The sequence below is a fragment of the Streptomyces sp. SYP-A7185 genome (assembly GCF_046103685.1).
GTDB lineage: Bacteria > Actinomycetota > Actinomycetes > Streptomycetales > Streptomycetaceae > Streptomyces.
In genome coordinates this window covers 4,611,948-4,630,916 of sequence record NZ_CP122310.1, presented here as the reverse complement: position 1 = coordinate 4,630,916, position 18,969 = coordinate 4,611,948, and the positions used below count along the sequence as shown (strand labels likewise).

The window sequence follows — 18,969 nt, the reverse complement described above, 5'->3', positions numbered from 1 at the left end:
CACCTGAAATCTCACGCCGTACGCCACCTGAAGAGGGCGCCTGAGGCTGCCACCGAGGCTGCCAGGATTCCTGTGCACCAGGTCAGGGCCACCCACGGGGTCGTGCCCGCTGGTTGGTCGAGGAGCAGGGCCCTGAGGGTTTCGATCACCTGGGTCACCGGTTGGTTGTCGGCGATCGGGCGGAGCCATGTGGGCATGGTCGATGTGGGGACGAAGGCGCTGCTCGGGTAGGGCAGGAAGCTCACGAAGAACGTGAAGCCGCCGGCCGCCTCGGGGGACTTGGCCAGGAGGCCCACCGCCGCCGAGAGCCAGGACAGGGCCAGGATGAAGGCCAGGAGGATGCCCGCTGCCGCCGCCCAGCCGGGCAGGGTCGCCGAGGGGCGGAAGCCGATCGCGAAGGCCAGGGCCAGGACCAGGGTCGTCGCGATCAGGTTGCGGGCCACCGAGGCGAAGACGTGGCCCGTCAGGATCTGGGTGCCGCCGATGTCCAGGGACCGGAAGCGGTCGATGATGCCGCCCTTCAGGTCCTCCGTCACGGCCACCGCCGTGTTCGCCGAGCCGAAGCCTGCGCAGAGCAGGAGCACTCCGGGGACCACGTACGTCACGTACGCGCGGGTGTCCGTCTTGATCGCGCCGCCGAAGAAATAGACGAAGATCAGGAGCAGCATCACCGGGAGGGCCATCGCCGTGATCAGGGCGTCCACGTTGCGGCGGCTGATGCGGATCGCGCGGCCGGTCATGATCAGGGCTTCAGACATGGGTCAGTCCCGGGGTGGTGGGGGCCGGCCCGGGGGCCGGGGTGCTCGTGAGGCTCAGGAACACGTCGTCCAGCGTGGCCGTGCGGATCGTGAACGCCGCGAAGTCCGTGCGGCCGGGGTCCAGTTCGTCCAGCAGGGCCCGTACGTCCGGCGCCGTGCCGTCCGTCGGGAAACCGAGCGTCAGGGTCTCCGGGGCGTGGTGCGTGGCCCGGTCGGTCAGGCGCAGGTAGGCCTCGCGGGTGGTGAGCGTCGCCTCCAGACGGTGGCCGGACGCCAGCGACTTCAGGGTCGACGGTGAGCCCTCCGCCGCGATGACCCCCTCGTGCAACACCGCGATCCGGTCGGCCAGTTGGTCCGCCTCCTCCAGGTACTGGGTCGTCAGGAAGACCGTCGTGCCCTGTGCCGTGAGGTCGCGCACCACCTCCCACATCTCCTGGCGGCTGCGCGGGTCGAGGCCCGTCGTCGGCTCGTCCAGGAAGATGACCTCCGGCTCGCCCACCAGGCCCGCCGCGAGGTCGACGCGGCGGCGCATGCCTCCCGAGTACGTGCGGACCAGGCGGTCGGCCGCTCGCGTGAGGTCGAAGCGGGCCAGGAGTTCGGCGGCCCGTGCGCGGGCCGCGGCGCGGGGGAGGCCCGCGAGCCGCGCCATCATGCGGAGGTTCTCCGCGCCGGTCTGCGTCTCGTCGACCGCCGCGAACTGTCCCGTGAGGCTGATCGCGCGCCGGACCTCGCGACGCCCCGTACGGATGTCGTGGCCCGCCACCCGTGCCGAGCCCGCGTCGGGCGTGGTGAGCGTGGTGAGGATGCGGACGGCGGTCGTCTTGCCGGCGCCGTTCGGGCCGAGGAGCGCGAAGACCGTGCCGGGCGGGACGTGCAGGTCGATGCCCCGGAGCACGGGGACGGGGGCGGCTCGGCCGCCGGGGCGGCCGTAGGTCTTGGTGAGGGCCGTCGCCTCGATGGCCGCCGGTGGAAAGGGCATGAGGGCTTCTCCGTCTCGTGGCCGCCTCGTCACTGCGTAAGTATTACGCATGGTTGTGTAAGCCTTACGCAGAACTACGATGTGCGTCAAGCACGGCAGCTCAGGAGGAGGAGGCGACGGCGGATCATGGCGGCGGACGGTGAGGGCGCGCAGGACGACGGCGTGAGCAAGGGGTTTGGGGGGCGCGGCGACGTGGGCGGTTCGGGGCTCTCCGCGACTCTCGAAACCGCCTGGGGGCTGCGCGAGCGGCCGTCGAAGGGTCCCAAGCCCGGCCTGAGCCTCGACCGCATCGTCGACGCGGGCATCGCCGTCGCGGCCGCGGAGGGCATCGGCGCGGTCACCATGGGGCGGGTCGCCAAGGCGCTGGGCGCCTCGCCGATGTCCCTCTACCGGTACGTCTCCGCCCGGGACGAGCTGTACGTCCTCATGCAGGACGCGGCGACCGGGGCTCCGCCCGAGATGCCCGCCGACGTCACGGGGTGGCGGGCGCGGCTGGAGTGGTGGGCGCGGGCCCAGCGCGATCTCTTCCGCCGCAACCTGTGGCTCGTACGCATGCCCGTCACGTCACCGCCCGCGTCCCCCCACTACCTGGAGTGGATGGAGCAGGGCCTCGCCGCGCTCGACGGGAGTGGCCTCGAAGAGGGCCGGAAGATCTCCGTGCTCATGCTGGTGGGCGGCTTCGTGCGCAACGAGGTCTCGCTCATGGCCGACCTGGACCACGCCATGCGGGCGGGGGGCCAGGAACCCGACGAGGCGATGCGGCGTTACGCGCGCACCGTCGACGCCCTGACCTCCGACGCCCCCGAGAGGTTCCCGGCGCTGCGGCGGATGCTCGCGGCGGGCGTCCTCGACGTCGCTGACGCAGAGGACACGGAGTTCGACTTCGGGATCGAGCGGGTGCTGGACGGGGTGGCGGTGCTGGTGGGGGATCGGTGAGGTGGGGGTGCGGGGCCGCCGGGGTGGGGGATCGGTGAGGTGGGGGTGTGGGGCCGTCGGGGTGTGGGATCGCTGACGTGGGGGCGCAGGGCCGACGAGGTGGGGGATCGGTGAGGTGGGTGTGCGGGGCCGACGAGGTGGGGGATCGGTGAGGTGGGGGCGGCCCGCGTTCTTAGGCGTACCGCGCGAGCCCCGACCGTAGTTGGCTGAAGGCTCTGTTCGTCGCCGCCACCGCGTCAGGCCACACCGTCTCGGCGCTTTCGCCCGCGTCGATGCGGCGCCAGTTCTCCAGGGCGAGGATGCGCTGTACGGCGATGATCTGGCCGGCGGCCAGGCGTGCGGGCAAGGGGTCCGGCTCCGGGGTCGGCCGGCCGCTGGCCGGCTTGGCTGCTGCCGCCGCCTCGCTCAGGGCCTCGCCCAGGGCCGCCTCCGACCGCTCCTGGTACGCGTACAGCCGGGCCACCAGTGACGGCGTCCCGTACAGCAGGCGGTGGAAGGCCAGTACGTGGACGTTGTCGCACAGGCCGGTCACCGGGTCCTGGCGCTCCAGGCCGTCGAGGAAGTTGCGCTGGAGGGCGTCCAGGGGGGAGCGCCTCGCGGGGCGCGCGGCCACCACTCTCGCCGCCTCGTCGACGTGATCGGCGAACCGGTGCAGTACGAGGTCCTCCTTGGCCGGGAAGTACCGGAACAGGGTCGGCTTGGAGATCTCGGCGGCTGCCGCCACCTCCGCGACGGACACCTTCTCGAAGCCCTTCTCCAGGAAGAGCGCGATGGCCGCGTCGGAGACCGCTTGGTACATCCGCTGCCGCTTGCGTTCGCGGAGGCCGGGGGTGGGGGCGTCTGCTTTCGCGCGGGTCTCCGCAGCCGCAGCCGCAGCCGCAGCCGCAGCCGCAGCCGCAGCCGCTTCCGTTCCCGCTCCCGTTCCCGCGCCTGCTTCCGCGCCCGCTTCTTCGTCCGTCATGGCGGGAGCCTATCGCACGTCTGAGTCGTGGTAACGAATCTGACCTAGTCATGGAATTAACCAGGCAACAAATTTAACTCGGTTACATTATTCTCGACGTCATGACGCGACCCGACGAAGCCCTCGCCCAGGAACGCCGCTTTCACGACACCTGCCGTACCGCCCTCACCGGCATGGTCGACGGCGCCGAGCAGCAGGTCGTCAACGGCGCCGACGTCTCCGCGTCCGGCGCCGACGCCGAAGTCCTCGGCTACCAGTTCCGCAGCCACGCCAAAGCGATGCGCGAACTCCCCGACGCGCCCCTCTTCTTCGGCCGTCTCGACTTCGCCGCCGACGGCCCGGCAGCCGCCGAAGCCGGTGATCACCGCGGGCAGAGCTACCACATCGGCCGTCTCCGCATCACCGAACACCCCTCGGCCCCGCCCCTCGTCGTCGACTGGCGCGCCCCCGTCTCCCGCGCCTTCTACCAGGCCGGATCCCGCGAACCCCAGGGCGTCGCCGTCCGCCGCCGCTTCGGCTGGGCCCCCGGCAGCAAGGGCGATTCCGACGACCTGACAGGACTGGAGGACGAACCCCTCACACCCCTCACACCCCTCGCACCCCTCACACTCACCTCGGCAGCCGAATCGCACACCCCGGTCCAGGGAGTCGGCGGCAGCCGCATCCTCGCCGGGGAGATCGAGCGCCCCCGCGTCGGCCCGATGCGCGACATCGCCGCCACCATCCAGCCCGAGCAGGACGACCTCGTCCGCGGCGAACTCACCGCCTCCGTCTGCGTCCAGGGCGCCCCCGGCACCGGCAAGACGGCGGTCGGCCTGCACCGCGCCGCGTATCTGCTCTACACCCACCCCCAGCGCGTACAGCGCACCGGGCTTCTCATCCTCGGCCCCAACCGCACCTTCCTCCGTTACATCGCCGAAGTGCTCCCCTCCCTCGGCGAGACCGGCGTCCGCCAGTCCACCGTCGCGGACGAGATCGCCCGGCCCACCGCTCCGGTGCGGGCCCGTGACGACGCGGCCGCGGCCGCCGTCAAGCACGACGCCCGTATGGCGGAGGTCCTGCGCCGCGCGCTCTACTCGCGCGTCACGGCGCCCACCGACTCCATCGCTGTGCCGGACGGTTCGTACACCTGGCGGGTCGCCCTCGACGACCTGGAGCGGATCATCGCGGACGTGCGCGCCGAGGAGCCTCCCTACGCCGTCGGCCGCGAGCGCGTGCGCACCCGGGCCGTCCGGCACATCCGGGAGCAGGCCGAGCGCCGCGCGGGCACCGCGAACAACGCCTGGCTCCAGAAGATCTCCCGGGCCCGTTCCGTCTCCGCCTTCGTCGACGCGGCCTGGCCCAAGGTCAAGCCGGAGGAGGTGCTCGCCGAGCTGCTCGCCGACCCGGCCGCCCTCGCCGCCGCGGCCGACGGCATCCTCGACGCGGGCGAGCGGCGCGCGATCGGCTGGGTCAAGCCGCCGCGTTCGTACAAGTCGGCGAAGTGGTCCGCGGCCGACCTCGTGCTGCTCGACGAGATCGACGGGCTGCTTGAGCGGCCCGACGGGTACGGGCACATCGTCGTCGACGAGGCCCAGGACCTCTCCCCGATGGAGGCCCGCGTCATCGCCCGCCGCGCCGGCTTCGGCTCGCTCACCGTCCTCGGCGACCTCGCCCAGGGCACCACCCCGTGGGCCGCCCGCGACTGGCCCGGGCTCCTCGCCCACCTGGGCAAACCCGACGCCACCGTCACACCCCTGACCACCGGTTTCCGCGTCCCGAAGGCCATCGTGGGGCTCGCCAACCGCGTCCTCGCCTCGCTCGACGTCGACGTACCGCCGGCGCGTTCGCTGCGTACGGACGGTGAGTTGCGGATCCGGCAGGTACGGGACGTGGCCGCCGCCACCGTCGAGGCGGTGCGGGGCGCGCTGGCCCGCGAGGGCTCGGTCGGCGTCATCGCCGCCGACAACGACACCGGTCGGCTGCGCGCCGCCCTCGCCGCGGCCGGCGTCGAGAGCGCGGGGCCGGACGACCTGGGCGCGCGCGTGACGGTACTGCCCGCGTCCATGGCGAAGGGCCTGGAGTACGACCACGTGGTGGCCGTCGAACCCGCCGCCATCGCGGAGGCGGAGAGCCGCGGGCCGAGTCGCCTCTACGTGGTCCTGACCAGGGCGGTATCGCGGCTCGACGTGCTGCATGTGAGGCCCTTGCCGTGGGAGGTCTGACTGAAGGCCGAAGGCCGAAGGTCGAAGGCTGGGGGCTGGGGATGGGGGTTGCGGGCTGAGGGCTCAGTGGCGGTGGGACTGGGTGTATGCCGTTGCGGTTATATATCCATGGGAGTATGTTCGGGGGCATGCCCATACCGTTCGACGTCCTCGCCGAGCCGAGCCGCCGGAAGATCCTCGATCTGCTGGTCGAGCGTCCCCATCTGGTCGGCGAGATCACCGAGCGGCTCGGTCTGAGCCAGCCCGGCACGTCCAAGCACCTGCGGGTGCTGCGCGACGCGGGTCTCGTACGGGTGCGGCAGGACGCGCAGCGCCGGTGGTACGAGCTGCGGCCCGAGCCCCTCGCCGAGCTCGACGCATGGCTCGCGCACTACCGGCACCTCTGGACGGACCGACTCGACGCGCTCGAAAGGCATCTCGCGGCGGCCGAACCGCATCTCGCGGCGGACGAACGATACGTCGCGGTGGATGAACGGCGCCTCGCGGTGGATCCTGATGACCATGGACGGTGACCCCTCATGAACCCGCACTCCGACACCCTGAGTCCCGACGAGGACGGCGGCCACAGCGTCCTGCGGATGGAGCGCCGTCTCGCGCACCCGCCCGCCGAGGTCTGGGCCGCGATCACCCGGCCGGAGCACCTCGCCCAGTGGTTCCCCTCCGAGGTGACGCTGGAGCTGCGGCCCGGCGGCGCGATGGGCTTCCACTTCCCCGGTGACGAGGGCCCCGGCATGACCGGCGAGGTCACCGACGTGGACGAGCCCCGGCTCTTCGCCTTCACCTGGGGCGACGACCACCTGCGCTGGGAGATCACCCCGGACGGCCCCGACGGCCGCGGCTCGCTCCTGACCCTCGTCCACACCTTCGGCGACCGTTTCGGCGCCCCGAGCTTCGCCGCGGGCTGGCAGCTGTGCGTCTCGGCGCTCGGCCAGTTCCTCGACGGCGGGCGGGCCGAGGTGAGCCGGGACGCGGGCGAGCTGCACGAGGCGTATCTGGAGCAGTTCGACCTGGGCCACGGGCAGATCACCGAGGACGGCATCCGCTTCGAGCGCCAGCTCGTGCGGTCCGCGGACGCGGTGTGGGCCGAACTCTGCTCCGGCGAGGTTCCGTTGGAGGGCGACACCGCGCCCGACGGCTTCCTGGCGGACGGCGTGTCCGCAGGTCCGGTCACCGCGCTGCGGGAGCCGGTGGCCCTCACGTACGCCGTGCATCCCAAGGGGGAGGTGCGCTGGGAGTTCGGCGAGGGCACGGGGTACGGCACCCGGCTCGTCCTCACGCAGACCGGCCCCTTCGACGGCGCGAGGGCCAGGGACGAGGCGCTCGCCCACTGGCACGCCCGCATCGAACGACTGGCGGGCCGGCTCCTGGAGGACTGACGGGCCGGCGGCCCCCGGCGGAAGAGACCGGGAGCCCGCGGCCGACCTCAGTCGTTCGGGATCGGAAGTCGTTCGGGATCGGGGCCGACCTCAGTCGTTCAGGACCGCCTCCATGACCGCCTTCGCGATCGGCGCGCCCAGCTTGCCGCCCGCGATCTCCGAGCGCGGGATGTTCATGTCCTTCGGGTCGACGAAGACCGCGACCGCGACCGGCGACGAGCCGTCGTCCTGCTTGGCGTACGAGACGAACCAGGCGTACGGCCGCTCGTCGTTGACGTTCGAGCCGTGCTGGGCGGTGCCGGTCTTGCCACCCACCGTCACGCCGTCGATCTGCGCCTTGTTCGCCGTGCCCTTCTCGACGGTGTTCTCCATCATCTCCTGCACCTTGCCCGCGGTGTCCTCGGAGACGGCCTGGCCCAGCTCCTGCGGCTTGGCCTTCTCGATCGTCGTGAGGTCCGGGCCGCGCAGCTCCTCCACCATGTAGGGCTTCATCACCTTGCCGTCGTTGGCGAGGCCCGCCGCGACCATCGCCATCTGGAGCGGCGTGCTGGTCACGCTGCCCTGGCCCATGCCGGTCAGGGCGGTCTGCGGCTTGTCGAGGCCGTCCGGGTAGACGCTCGCGTTCGAGCGCACCGGGATGAACTGCTGCTTGTTGAAGCCGAACTTCTCCGCCGTCTCGCGCATGTCGTCGTCACCGACCTTGAGCGCGGCGTCGAGGAAGACGTTGTTGCACGACCACTGCATGCCGACCTTCAGGGAGGCCTTGTCGCAGGGGGCGCCCGGCACATCGTTGCCGATCGTCGTCGAGCTGAGCGGCAGCTTGTAGGGGGTCTTGGCGCCGGTGGGCTCGTCGATGTCGTCGATCACGCCGTGTTCGAGGGCGGCCGCCGCGGTGAGGATCTTGAAGGTGGACCCGGGCGGGTAGATCTCGCGCAGCGCCCGGTTGGAGAGCGGCTGGTTCTTGTCCTTCCGGAGCTTGGTGAACTCCTTGCTCTCCTTCTGCGAGATCCCGGCGAAGACGGAGGGGTCGTACGAGGGGGTGCTCGCCATCGCGAGGACCTTGCCGGAGCGCGGGTCGAGCGCGACGACCGCGCCCCGGGCATTGAGATCCACCAGGCCCTGGTAGGCGGCCCGTTGGGCCTTGGCGTCGATGGTCGTGATGACGTCGCCGCCCTTGCGCTTCTCGCCGGTCAGCATGTCCAGGGTGCGGCGGATGAAGAGGCGGTCGTCGTCGCCGCTGAGGACGTCGTTCTCGACGCCCTCCAGGAAGGTCGCGCCCTGGGCCTGCGAGAAGTAGCCGGTCACCGGCGCGTACATGGGGCCGTTCTTGAAGACCCGCTGGTACTTGAAGTCGGTGCCGCTGACTTCCTTGGAGCCGGTGATCGGCTTGCCGCCGACGATGATGTCGCCGCGGGGGTGGGAGAAGGCCTCGATCTGGACGCGCCGGTTCTTGTCGTGCTTCGCCAGCGACTCGCCCTCGGCGAACTGCACCCAGGTCGCCCGCAGGAGCAGGGCGAGCGTGAGCACCCCGCAGAAGAGAGCTATGTGGCGCAACGGCTTGTTCATCCGGTCCCCCCAAGACCCATCACGTACCGAGAACCATCACGTACCGAGATCACGTACCGAGATCACGTACCGAGACCCATCACGGACACGACCCCAGGCTGCCATCAGGTTGCCACGACGCACCCCAGGATGTGGCGACGCTTCATCATGCGCCCGGGTTCATGGTTCTTCTCCCCTTTGTTGCCGAACGGTCACACGCGAGGGGGGCCCGGCTGCCGCCCGCCGGGGTGCGCGGCCGTCATGCGCCGGCACCCTCCCGTTGCTGCCCGCGGAGGACCTCGATCACGCTTGCATAGCTGTCGGAGCCATATCCGGCGGCGCTCGTCCGCTCCATGGTGGCCTTCAGGAGCCGGGGCAGCGCATTGTCGATGCCCCGGTCGTCCGCCGCGTGGATGAGGTGCCCGATCGCCGCGATCTGTACGTCGACGGTGGCGTCGTCCCCCGGGTAGTGCCCGGCGTCCACCTGGGCCGCGTAGGTCTCCAGGAATCCGGCGACCGCGTGCCGCAGCCAGCGGACGGCGACCGGGGTGAAGTCCGTGGCCCGGGTCGCCTCCGCGCCGACCAGGGCGGTGCCGTGCAGCCAGCCGGTGAACGTGGACCACATCAGGCCGAGCAGCGCGGCGTCGTAGAGCGAGGCGCGGCCCGTCTCCTCACCCAGGTAAAGCGGGTCGCCGAGGGCGGCGAGCGTGGGGCGGTGCGTCTCGAACACCTCGGCGGAGCCGCTGTAGAGGAACATCATCTCGGGGTTGCCGACCCCCGGCGGCGTGGTCATGATCGCCCCGTCGAGGTAGCCGAGCCCCAGGGAAGCGGCCCACTTCGCCGCGTCGGCAGCCTGCTCCGGGGAGCCGGAGACGACGTTGACGAGGGACTTTCCGGTGAGGGAGCCGGGATGGGCCTCGACCACGGGGTCGAGGACGGCGTGCAGGGCGGTGTCGTCGAGCACGCAGGCCACGATCAAGGGGCTGGCGGCGACGGCCTCTTCGGGGGTGGCGGCGAGGCGGGCGCCCCGGGCGGTGAGGGGGGCGGCCTTGGCGGGGGAGCGGTTCCAGACGGTGGTGGGGTGGCCGGCCTCCAGGAGGGTGGCGGCGAGGGCGGCGCCCATGTTGCCGAGACCGATGACGGTGACGGGGGTCTTCTCGGTGTTCTGCGGGGCGGAGGTGCTGTTCTCTGCGTTCATGTGGACCACGCTCGCAGCGGGCGGCGGCGCTGGACAGTGACAGGGATGACGGTGACCGCCAAATTCCTGCCACGCGCTGAAACGGTTCGGGCGCGGCTTACGCTCGGCGTATGAGCGCTGGTTCCGTGGCCTTGGTCGTGACCGAGGAGATAGCCATCCCGTCCTGGGATCTGTACGAACTGAGCATCCCTTGCACGGTGTTCGGCAAGCCGCAGCCGGACCTGTCGGACCACTGGTACGACTTCCGGCTGTGCAGGGCGTACGAGGGTGAAGGCGAGGGCGGTGACGCGCGTGGCGGTGGCGCGGACGGTGACGCGCGTGGCGGTGGCGGTGGCGAGGGCGGGGCGGGGAGCTTCGGTCTGACAGTGCGTACGCCGCACGGCCTGGACGACCTCGTCGGGGCGGACACGGTCATCGTCACGTCCGTGCCGGACGCCTGCGTGGAGGAGGGCCGCCCGCTGCCGGACGGCTTGGCGGCGGCGCTGCGTCGCGCCCACGAGGCGGGTGCCCGCATGGTCTCCCTGTGCACCGGCGCCTTCGCGCTGGCCGAGGCGGGGCTGCTCGACGGGCGCAGGGCCACCGCGCACTGGATGCATACGGCCCAACTGGCGGCGCGCTACCCGAAGGTGGAGGTCGACGACTCCGTCCTGTACGTGGACGACGGCGACGTCCTGACCAGCGCGGGCGTCAGCGCGGGCCTGGACCTGTGCCTGCATCTGGTCCGCCGGGACCTGGGCGCGCACGTGGCCAACCAGCTGGCCCGCCGCATGGTCGTCCCCGCCCACCGCCCGGGCGGCCAGGCCCAGTTCATCGACCTCTCCGTGCCCGCGACGGACGACGAGGGGCTCGGGCCCGTACTCGACTGGGCGCGTGCCCGCCTCGACCGGCCGCTGACGGTCGACGACCTGGCCCGGCGCGCGGCGATGAGTCCGCGCACCCTCTACCGCAGGCTCCAGGCGGCCACCGGCGCGACGCCGCTCCAGTGGCTCCTGAACCAGCGCCTGGCGCGTGCGCAGAGCCTCCTCGAATCGACGTCGGCCCCGATCGACAAGATCGCCGAACTGAGCGGCCTCGGCACGGCGAACAACCTCCGGCACCACTTCCTCAAGCAGGTGGGGGTGTCGCCGGGGGACTACCGGCGGGCGTTCGGTGCGGGTGCGGGTGCGGGTGTCGGCGTGGGCGAACGCGTCGGTGCTGGTGCTGGTGCTGGTGCTGGCGTCGGTGGCGGCCGCGACGCGTTCGCCGGCACCGGAGTCGGTCGCGAGGAGTAGGTCCCGGGCCCCATGCGCGGTGCGGAAGCGCTGGCTAGGGTCGGTGATCATGCGGAACACGGAGAGCGTCCGACGCGAGGGCCCCGAGCGCAGGCGCGCGACGCTGGAGCGCCTCGACCGGGAGCGGGACATCTGGCTGTCGACGGCTCACCCGGAGCACGGGCCGCACCAAGTACCCCTGTGGTTCCGCTGGGACGGCCGGGCGGTGTGGCTGTGCACCGGCGGGACCTCCGTGACGGTCCGCAACGCGCGCGAGGAGCCCCGGGTGCGCCTCGCACTGCCGGACACCTTTGACGTGGTGCTCGTCCAGGGCGAGGCGGAGTGCTTTCCGGCGGGCGAGGTACCGGCGGACGCCGCGGACGGGTTCGCGACCAAGTTCGGCTGGGACCCGCGCGCGGAGGACGGCTCCTACGTGTACCTGCGCGTGACACCGCGGACGGTGCGCGCCTGGCGCGGCGAGCACGAGCTGAGCGGCAGGCTCCTCATGCGTGACGGGGCATGGCTGACGTAAGGCTTGCCACGCCCCGGCCGCCGCCTCCCTCTGCTTCCCTTTCCCCAGAGGTTCCAGAGGTTCCAGAGGGGCCGGGCCCCTACTTCTCCCGCGGCTGGTTGAACCGCAGCATGTTCCCGGACGGGTCGCGGAAGGCGCAGTCGCGGACGCCGTACGGCTGGTCCATCGGCTCCTGGAGCACTTCGCCGCCCGCGGCGCGGATCCGCTCAAAGACGCCGTCCACGTCGGTGGTCCGGAAGATGACACCGCGCAGCATGCCCTTGGCCATGAGCTCGGCCACGGCCTGCCGGTCGGCGGCGGAGGCGTTCGGGTCGGCGAGCGGGGGTTCGAGGACGATCTCCACGTCGGGCTGGGAGGGCGAGGCGACGGTCACCCAGCGCATGCCCTCGAAACCGACGTCGTTGCGCACTTCGAGACCGAGCACGTCGCGGTAGAAGGCGAGGGCCTTGTCGTGGTCGTCGACGGCGATGAAGCACTGTGCGAGGTTGATTTCCATGGGTCCGACGCTACGTACCCGCGTCGGGTTTCGCTTCTCCGTTCCTGACCGGCCTGGTGTGGATCTTGGCGACGCAGGCAGGGATGGCGGCACCGTCGCCGTGGTCGCGGGCGCGGTACGCGCTGGGGCTCTCGCCGACCAGCTCGGTGAAGCGCGAGCTGAAGGAACCGAGCGACGTACAGCCGACCGCCATGCAGACCTCCGTCACCGACAGATCCCCGCGCCGCAGCAGCGCCTTGGCCCGCTCGATGCGGCGGGTCATGAGATAGCTGTACGGCGTCTCGCCGTAGGCGGCGCGGAAGCTGCGCGAGAAGTGCCCCGGCGACATCAGGGCGGCCCTGGCCAGCGCCGGGACGTCCAGGGGCTCCGCGTAGTCGCGGTCCATCCGGTCGCGGGCCTGGCGCAGGCGGACGAGGTCGGGAAGGGACACAGACGCAGACACACGAGAAACGTTACCGACCGCCGCGGACAAGCGGCGGCCGGCGACGCGGGCGGAGGCCTGGAGGGAGAGGGAAGGTCAGGCCGCCGGGCAGAGCGCGGCGGTGGTGGCGGCCCGGGCCGGGGCGGGGGACATGGCCGTCTGCACGGGGCGGGAGGTGCGGGGAGAGGCAGCGGCCTTCGTCACCGTCGGACGCGCCGTCGCAGGCACACGCGCCGTCGCTGTCGCACGCGCCGTTGTGGTCGTCACCGTCACCGTCACCGGCACCGTCTTCGTCGCCGTCCTCGCCACTGGCACCGCCGCCATGGTCTGCGAGCGGTGGGTGCGGGCGAAGACGACCAGGCGCAGCACCGCGAACCGGGCGACACCGGCGAGCGCGGATGCCGAGAGGTAGACGACCTGTTCGAGCAGCGCGCCGGGCGAGGCGACCAGCTGCTGGAGGACCAGCATCGCCAGGCAGGTCACCGCGTACGCGTCCGCCGCCGACCCGGCGGACTGCGCGTGCTGACGCCCGGTCGCCCGGCCGCCCGCACCGAAGGTGAAGCGGGCGTGCAGCTCGGTGGCCAGGAGAGTGGAAACCACGGTGATCAGAGCGTTGGCGATGGCCCAGGGGAGCCAGGTGGCAAGGCCCGCCACGGCGAAGCTGGAGGCGACCCCCACCCCGCCGCCGCAGAGCACGAAGCGGGCGAAGGAGGTGAAGGCGCCGGGTGCCGCCGACCGCCGATCCTGTGCTGTCCGCATGATCCGGCCCCTTCCTCTTCTTCCGCTTCCGGTTAATTCGGTTTCCTCGACCGGTTCCGGCGGCTCTACTGACTGACTGATGCGGCCCCGTGAACTCGTCGCGCCCAGCTGCTTCTTGAGCAGTTCCTGTGCGGTGATGCCATCGTGGCACACGAGTGGTGCCATGTCGAGTTCTTTATGGCGTCACGCGTGGTGCGATGTGGCGCGGTGTGGCGCCATGTGTGTCCTGCGTGGCGCCAGGCGTGCGGCCGCGAGGGGGTGACGATCAGTGGCGTGGCGCACTTTTGCAAGCAGGCGCTTGCAATAGTTAGCAAGGGGCGTGCAGTATCGACGCATGGCATCACTCAACGTCGGCAATCTCGGTGAGTACCTGCGGGAGCAGCGGCGCAACGCCCAGCTCTCGCTCAGGCAGCTCGCCGACGCCGCCGGAGTGTCCAATCCGTATCTGAGCCAGATCGAGCGCGGCCTGCGAAAGCCGAGCGCCGACGTGCTGCAACAGGTGGCCAAGGCGCTGCGGATCTCCGCCGAGACGCTGTATGTCCGGGCCGGGATCCTCGACGAGAAGGAGCGGGACGAGCTGGAGACGCGCGCCGTCATCCTCGCCGACCCCTCCATCAACGAGCGGCAGAAGCAGGTCCTGTTGCAGATCTACGAGTCGTTCAGAAAAGAGAACGGCTTCGAGGTCTCGGAGTACGCCGACGACTCGTCGTACGCGGATGACACCGCGTACGCGGACGAATCGGCGTTCGTGGACGACAAGGCTTACGCGGACGAGGGCTTGTCCGCGGATGACCTGGACGCCACCGCTGACGGCCCCCGCACGGCCGACGGCAGTGATGCCCGTACCAAGGACCACCCCTCAAGCTGACCGCGCTTGAGCAAGCCGTATGAGCTTGAACAAGCTGACCGCGCTTGAGCACGCTGACCGAACTGACCGAGCTGACGCGAATCCGGGAGGACCATCGCCATGGCCATCAAGGACGACCTGCGCAACACCCTCACCGACACCACCCCCGCCTACTTCGTCGTCGGCACCGCCGACCTGGCCTTCCAGCAGGCGAAGAAGGTTCCGGGCGCCATCGAGCAGCTGATCGCCGAGGCCCCGGCCCGTTTCGACGCCGTGCGCAACACCGACACCAAGGCCGTCCAGGACAAGGCCGTCGCCCGTGCCAAGGAGGCGCAGGAGACCATCCAGGCCAGGTTCTCCGAGCTGTTCGGCACGCTCGACACGGACCTGAAGAAGCTGAGCGAGAGCGCCCAGGGCCTCGCCCTCAGCTCCGTCGGTGTCGCCGCCGAGTACGCCGTGAAGGCGCGCGAGAAGTACGAAGAGGTCGCCGAGCACGGCGAGCAGGCCGTGCGCACCTGGCGCGGCGAGGCCGCCGAGGAGATCACCGAGCTCGCCGTGGCCGTCGAGCCGGAGCCGGCCACCGCCGACTCGGGCACGTCGGAGACCGCCACCTCCACGGCCACGCCCGAGGCCGCGGCCTCGGCGAAGAAGCCCGCAGCCAAGAAGGCCCCGGCCCGCAAGCCGGCGGCGAAGAAGACCACGCCGCCCGCCAAGTAGGCGCGTGGCAGGGCGCTTGTCACGGGGACGGGCCGGGCACTCTCGAAGTGCCCGGCCCGTTCTCCGGGTAGCGGGTACGGTGTCCGCGTACTGAAGAGCTTCGACGATGTGTATGGCTTCAAAAGCCGAGACTGGTGGTGGACGTTGTGCTGATGCAGGGGTTCGCGAACTTTATGTGGCTGCTGTCGTTGGCGCTGATCGTCTTCAGCGGCTTCGCGCTCGCCGACGCGGCCATCCGTCGTGAGGACGCCTATCGCGCGGCGGACAAGAAGACCAAGCCGTTCTGGCTGATCATCCTCGGGCTCGCCTTCATCGTGAACCTGATCTTCAACATCCTGTCGTTCCTGCCGATCATCGGGCTCATCGCGACCATCGTCTACATGGTCGACGTCCGGCCCGCGCTGCGGCAGATCACCGGCGGGGGCGGCGGCGGACGCCGCGGCTCCAGCAGCGACGGTCCGTACGGGCCGTACAACGGCGGCCGCTAGAGACGGCGGGCCCCGCCCAGTTCAAGGACTCCGCGGTCCCGTCCAGTTCAAGTGCTCCGCGGCCCCGGCCCCGTCCAAGGACCCCCGGCCTCGGCCCCGTCCAAGGACCCCGGCCCCGGCCCCGTCCAAGGACCGCCGGCCCGGCCCCGCTCAAAGACTCAGGTCCAGGTCCCGGTTCCGGTCCAGTCCCGGTCAAGGAGCAGCACGGCCACGTCGTCGGTCAGATCGCCGCCGTTGAGCTCGCGCGCCTCGTTCACCGCGGCCTCCAGGAGCTCGTCGCCCCGCAGGCCCGCGGCGATCTGGCGGCGCAGCATCGCCACCATGCCGTCCTGGCCCAGGCGCTGGTTGCCCTGGCCGATGCGGCCCTCGATCAGGCCGTCCGTGTAGAGCATCAGGCTCCACTTGCCGCCCAGCTCCACCTGGCGGCGCGGCCAGCGGGCGTTCGGCAGGAGCCCGAGCGCCGGGCCGTTGTTCTCGTACGGCAGCAGCTCGGCGAGGTGGCCGTCGCGCGCGATCAGCGGTGACGGGTGGCCCGCCAGGCAGAGTCCGGCCCGGCGGCCGTCCGGGGCGATGTCGACCGTGCAGAGCGTCGCGAAGATCTCGTCGTCGGCGCGCTCGTGCTCCAGGACCTTTTGCAGCGTGCCGAGCAGCTCGTCGCCGCACAGGCCCGCGAAGGTCAGCGTCCGCCAGGCGATGCGCAGCTCGACGCCGAGGGCCGCTTCGTCCGGGCCGTGGCCGCAGACGTCGCCGATCATGACGTGCACGGAGCCGTCGGGGGTGCGCACCGTGTCGTAGAAGTCGCCGCCGAGCAGGGCCCGTGACCGTCCCGGGCGGTAGCGCGCGGCGAACCGCAGCGGCGAACCGTCCAGGAGCGGCGTCGGCAGCAGGCCGCGCTCCAGCCGGGCGTTCTCCTGGGCCCGCAGCCGCGACTCCGTCAGCTGGCGCTGGGCGGCGTCCGCGCGCTTGCGCTCCACGGCGTACCGGATGGCGCGGCTGAGCAGCCGCCCGTCCAGCTCGTCGCGGAAGAGGTAGTCCTGGGCGCCGACGCGCACGGCCTCCGCGCCGCCCTCGGTGTCGCCGCTCGCGGTGAGCGCGAGGACGGCGTGCCGGGGCGCGAGGCGCAGGACGTGCTTGAGCGTGGCGAGCTCGTCCTCGTCCTCCTCCGGGGAGGCGGCGGGGACGGCCAGGGCCAGGTCGAGCAGGATGCAGTGCACGTCGTCGGTGAGCAGCCGCTCGGCCTCGGTGAGGTTGCGGGCGGTGCGGACCCGGATGGGCTTTCCCGCGGAGTCGAGCATCTGCGGGACGGTCAAGGAGCCCACCGGATCGTCCTCGATCACCAGGAGGCTGAGGCCGGGGCCGCTCGCCTGCTGGCCGGTGTCCCGGGCTTCCGGGTCGGTGTCCCTGACGTCCGGGTCGGTGTCGCCGGCCGGCCGACCGGTGTCCTTGGACGTCGGCAGGTGCCCTACGGGTGCGGGTACGACTTCGGGAGCCTGCACGGGCGCCGGTGCAGGCGTCTGGGTCGGCGTGGGCAGAGCGTGAGCCTGACCGCCTTCCGCGGCCGGGATCGCTCTCTGCCGCGGTATGGGTACGGGCATGGCTTCGGTTTCCTTCCCTCCCCCCGAGGGCATGGTGGATCGACGGTCGAACGCTCCACCGACGGGGACCATAGCGTTAGCCGAGGCCCGATTGGAATGGCGCTCGGCAAAGAGCCAGCGTCATATGCCGCATCTAGGACCGCAATTGGGCACGACTACCCCTGACAGGGATGACGAACATCACGCCCGGAGGGTTGAGCGGCGGGCCGAGGGTGCGGTGGGTCACATGACGTGGCCCACAGGTCGACTCCCGGACCCCGGGCACGTCCCCGAAACCGCCCCGGCGGCAGTCGGAAGCCGCGCCGGAGGCACCTGGAACCCGTGCCGGCGGGCACCTGGAACCCGTGCCGGCGGGCACCTGGAACCCGTGCCGGCGGGCACCCGGAACCCGCGCCGAAGGCGCCTGGAGACCACCCCGTCGGCGCCCGGAACCCGCTCCGGAGGCGCTCGGAGACCGCCCCGGCAGCACCCGGAGACCACCCCGGCAACGCCCGGAGGCCGTCCCCGAGGCGCCCGAAAACCGCCCCGGCGACGCCCGGGAGGCCCCCGGAACCCACCCCGGCGGCGCCCGGAAACCACCCCCGTCGCCGCCCGGGGGCCCCGGAAACCGCCCCGGCGGCCCCCGGAAGCCGCCCCGGCGGCCCCCGGCAACCGCCCCGAACGCCTACTTGTCCGGCCGGACGACCCCCAGGATCTGCATCGATCCCGCGCCCGCGACGGTCACGTCACGTCCCGGTCGCGGCGCGTGCACGATGGCGCCGTCGCCCACGTACAGCCCGACGTGGCTGGCGTCCGCGTGGTAGATGATCAGGTCGCCGGGGCGCATGTTCTTGATGTCGACGCGCGGGAGCTGCTTCCACTGCTCCTGTGACGTACGCGGAATTCCCTTGCCGGCGGCGGCCCAGGCCTTGGAGGTGAGGCCGGAGCAGTCGTACGACGAGGGGCCCTCGGCGCCCCAGACGTACGGCTTGCCGATCTGGGCGGTGGCGAACTCGATGGCCTTCTTGCCCGGCCCGGTCGCCTTGCCCTTCACGTCCTTCAGGACGCCCGAACTCACCCACGCCGACTGCTTCTTGAGCTGGGCCTCTTCCTCCAGCTTCCGGAGCCGCTCGCGCTCCTTCTTCTCGAGGCCCGATTCCATCTTCTCGGCGTCCGCGATCTTCTTCTTGATCTTCTTCTTCGACTCGGCCTTCGCCTTGCGGTTGGCCTCGAGCTTTTTCCACTGGGCGGTGGCGTCCTTGGCGTAGATCCGCAGGTCCTCCTGCGTCCGCTCCATGTCCGTCATCATGCCCTTGGCGGCTTTCTGGCCCTGCCGCATCCGTCCGGCGCCGTCCAAAAACTCCTGGGGGTCGTCGCTCAGCATCAACTGGGCCTCGGAGGAGACCCCGCCGCTGCGGTACTGGGCGCGGGCGGCTGCCGCCGCTTGCGACTTGAGCTTGTCCAGCTTCCGCTGGCCCTCGGTGATGGACCGGGCCAGCTTCACGATCTGCTTGGACTGCTTCTCGCTCTTCTCCTCCGCCGCGTTGTACGCGTCCGTGGCGACGCCCGCGTCGTGGTAGAGCTTCTCGATCTCCTTGCGCACGTCCTCAAGGGACTTGTTCTTGCCGGGCGTTGGCTTCGCCGGACTCGCGTAGGCCGCGCCCGGCGCGCTCAGCACCACTGCCGCGCAGATCAGCGCCAGGCCAGCCACAGTCGAACTCCGCTTGCCGGTCACGTCCGCCTCCCCCAAAGCTGATTTACCGTCAGTAACTTACGGTTGCCCGGGGATGGTGCCATGCCGACGCGCAATGCGACAGAGCGCCACGGCAACTCCGATCCCCACCCGTCCCCTGTGACGAACGGCACTCGTAGATCGTTCCCTCCGCGGCACACCGCACGGGGAGTTCACCCACCGGTGTCCCCCGCAT

Annotated in this window: 18 protein-coding genes and 1 pseudogene; 9 read left to right on the top strand and 10 right to left on the bottom strand. The window is 71.3% G+C overall.

Annotation, left to right across the window (positions count from 1 at the left end):
- Nucleotides 1-11: 11 nt before the first annotated feature.
- Together QBL25_RS20195 and QBL25_RS20190 are read right to left on the bottom strand one after the other, a co-directional pair.
- Entirely contained in the window at nt 12-758 is a 747-nt protein-coding gene (locus QBL25_RS20195; protein WP_409058438.1) for an ABC transporter permease, read from the bottom strand.
- Nucleotides 751-1,737: an ABC transporter ATP-binding protein gene (locus QBL25_RS20190; RefSeq protein WP_409058437.1), complete on the bottom strand. Its 987-nt coding sequence runs from the start codon at nt 1,735-1,737 to the stop codon at nt 751-753. The genes QBL25_RS20195 and QBL25_RS20190 overlap by 8 nt, the downstream gene beginning before the upstream one ends.
- A gap of 126 nt (nt 1,738-1,863) precedes the next feature.
- Between QBL25_RS20190 and QBL25_RS20185 the strand changes: the two genes are divergently transcribed.
- A complete protein-coding gene (locus tag QBL25_RS20185) occupies nt 1,864-2,673 on the top strand; it encodes a TetR/AcrR family transcriptional regulator (protein ID WP_409058436.1) in 810 nt (269 codons plus the stop codon).
- Nucleotides 2,674-2,845: 172 nt separating this feature from the next.
- On the opposite strand, the gene QBL25_RS20180 is transcribed toward QBL25_RS20185, so the two are convergent.
- Entirely contained in the window at nt 2,846-3,472 is a 627-nt protein-coding gene (locus QBL25_RS20180; protein WP_409062721.1) for a TetR/AcrR family transcriptional regulator, read from the bottom strand.
- 263 nt (nt 3,473-3,735) lie between these two features.
- Here QBL25_RS20180 and QBL25_RS20175 point away from each other — a divergent pair, with 263 nt between their 5' ends.
- From QBL25_RS20175 to QBL25_RS20165, 3 genes are all read left to right on the top strand, one after another.
- Nucleotides 3,736-5,838, top strand: a complete 2,103-nt coding sequence (locus tag QBL25_RS20175) for a HelD family protein (RefSeq protein WP_409058435.1) — start codon at nt 3,736-3,738, stop codon at nt 5,836-5,838.
- Nucleotides 5,839-5,966: 128 nt separating this feature from the next.
- On the top strand, nt 5,967-6,350 hold the full coding sequence (locus QBL25_RS20170; RefSeq protein WP_409058434.1) for an ArsR/SmtB family transcription factor: 384 nt from the start codon (nt 5,967-5,969) through the stop codon (nt 6,348-6,350).
- A gap of 6 nt (nt 6,351-6,356) precedes the next feature.
- The gene (locus QBL25_RS20165; RefSeq protein ID WP_409058433.1) at nt 6,357-7,214 is read left to right on the top strand and encodes an SRPBCC family protein; all 858 of its coding nucleotides are present in this window, start codon (nt 6,357-6,359) and stop codon (nt 7,212-7,214) included.
- A gap of 90 nt (nt 7,215-7,304) precedes the next feature.
- On the opposite strand, the gene QBL25_RS20160 is transcribed toward QBL25_RS20165, so the two are convergent.
- Complete coding sequence (locus QBL25_RS20160; protein WP_409058432.1) at nt 7,305-8,780, bottom strand: peptidoglycan D,D-transpeptidase FtsI family protein; 1,476 nt, start codon at nt 8,778-8,780, stop codon at nt 7,305-7,307.
- Between the two features lie 238 nt (nt 8,781-9,018).
- Nucleotides 9,019-9,957 carry an NAD(P)-dependent oxidoreductase gene (locus tag QBL25_RS20155; protein WP_409058431.1) on the bottom strand — a complete coding sequence of 313 codons (939 nt, stop codon included), beginning with the start codon at nt 9,955-9,957 and terminating at the stop codon, nt 9,019-9,021.
- A gap of 131 nt (nt 9,958-10,088) precedes the next feature.
- Here QBL25_RS20155 and QBL25_RS20150 point away from each other — a divergent pair, with 131 nt between their 5' ends.
- Entirely contained in the window at nt 10,089-11,228 is a 1,140-nt protein-coding gene (locus tag QBL25_RS20150) for a helix-turn-helix domain-containing protein (RefSeq protein WP_409062720.1), read from the top strand.
- A gap of 49 nt (nt 11,229-11,277) precedes the next feature.
- The gene (locus tag QBL25_RS20145) at nt 11,278-11,739 is read left to right on the top strand and encodes a pyridoxamine 5'-phosphate oxidase family protein (protein ID WP_409058430.1); all 462 of its coding nucleotides are present in this window, start codon (nt 11,278-11,280) and stop codon (nt 11,737-11,739) included.
- 79 nt (nt 11,740-11,818) lie between these two features.
- Here the strand turns inward: QBL25_RS20145 and QBL25_RS20140 are convergent, their stop codons facing one another.
- The 3 genes and pseudogenes from QBL25_RS20140 to QBL25_RS20130 all read right to left on the bottom strand — a co-directional run.
- Nucleotides 11,819-12,235 (bottom strand): VOC family protein, encoded by a 417-nt coding sequence (locus QBL25_RS20140; RefSeq protein ID WP_409058429.1) that lies wholly within the window; start codon nt 12,233-12,235, stop codon nt 11,819-11,821.
- A 10-nt stretch (nt 12,236-12,245) separates the two neighbouring features.
- A complete protein-coding gene (locus tag QBL25_RS20135) occupies nt 12,246-12,665 on the bottom strand; it encodes a helix-turn-helix transcriptional regulator (protein ID WP_409062719.1) in 420 nt (139 codons plus the stop codon).
- Between the two features lie 273 nt (nt 12,666-12,938).
- A pseudogene (locus QBL25_RS20130) lies at nt 12,939-13,415 on the bottom strand (hypothetical protein); the annotation flags it as partial.
- A gap of 334 nt (nt 13,416-13,749) precedes the next feature.
- Between QBL25_RS20130 and QBL25_RS20125 the strand changes: the two are divergent.
- From QBL25_RS20125 to QBL25_RS20115, 3 genes are all read left to right on the top strand, one after another.
- Nucleotides 13,750-14,283 (top strand): helix-turn-helix domain-containing protein, encoded by a 534-nt coding sequence (locus QBL25_RS20125; RefSeq protein WP_409058428.1) that lies wholly within the window; start codon nt 13,750-13,752, stop codon nt 14,281-14,283.
- A gap of 99 nt (nt 14,284-14,382) precedes the next feature.
- Nucleotides 14,383-14,979, top strand: coding sequence for a hypothetical protein (locus tag QBL25_RS20120; RefSeq protein ID WP_409058427.1), 597 nt, complete (start codon nt 14,383-14,385; stop codon nt 14,977-14,979).
- Between the two features lie 152 nt (nt 14,980-15,131).
- Nucleotides 15,132-15,467, top strand: coding sequence for a DUF2516 family protein (locus QBL25_RS20115; protein ID WP_409058426.1), 336 nt, complete (start codon nt 15,132-15,134; stop codon nt 15,465-15,467).
- 158 nt (nt 15,468-15,625) lie between these two features.
- On the opposite strand, the gene QBL25_RS20110 is transcribed toward QBL25_RS20115, so the two are convergent.
- Nucleotides 15,626-17,062 carry a SpoIIE family protein phosphatase gene (locus QBL25_RS20110; RefSeq protein ID WP_409058425.1) on the bottom strand — a complete coding sequence of 479 codons (1,437 nt, stop codon included), beginning with the start codon at nt 17,060-17,062 and terminating at the stop codon, nt 15,626-15,628.
- A 664-nt stretch (nt 17,063-17,726) separates the two neighbouring features.
- Nucleotides 17,727-18,752: an NlpC/P60 family protein gene (locus QBL25_RS20105; RefSeq protein ID WP_409058424.1), complete on the bottom strand. Its 1,026-nt coding sequence runs from the start codon at nt 18,750-18,752 to the stop codon at nt 17,727-17,729.
- Nucleotides 18,753-18,969 lie beyond the last annotated feature (217 nt).